The 370-nt window shown below is 67.8% G+C and carries 1 protein-coding gene; it reads right to left on the bottom strand.

Features of this window, described 5'->3' with window-relative positions; all coding sequences use genetic code 11:
* Nucleotides 1–211, bottom strand: a 211-nt coding sequence (locus tag AB4Z35_RS31230) for a hypothetical protein (RefSeq protein WP_442101329.1), incomplete at its 3' end; no start/stop codon positions are given.
* Nucleotides 212–370: the final 159 nt, after the last annotated feature.

The raw sequence follows: 370 nt of genomic DNA, 5'->3' as shown, positions 1-370 counted from the left end.
ACACGGCGGCCTCCAGCCCCATCGCGCGCAGCGCGAGATTGTGCTGATGGCTGGCAATCACGCGCTCGCGCAGCGTGTAGAGGTCTCGCAGGCCAACGGCGAGCGTCAGCGCCAGCACGAGGCTGAAACACCAGATCACGACTCGCTGCGGGCGCATGACCGCCGCGCGCGGTAACCATCGCGGTTGCGGCACCAGTTTGCGCCATGGCATCGGGGGCCTCCGGGCAAGTCCCGCCTGAGCGGGCACTGCAACGAAACTGTGACGATGAAGGACAACGCTCGGCCAGTGTAGTGCAGCAAACGGGACGTCGGGAGGGGGTGGCGCCCCGAGCTTAGTGCCGGTCGGTCCGGAAGTAGAGCAGGGCGAGCG

The organism is Pseudomonas sp. KB_15 (assembly GCF_052114525.1).
Classification (GTDB): domain Bacteria; phylum Pseudomonadota; class Gammaproteobacteria; order Pseudomonadales; family Pseudomonadaceae; genus Aquipseudomonas.
The sequence above is the reverse complement of the archived record's forward strand: the minus strand, read 5'-3'. Positions and strand labels throughout refer to the sequence as shown.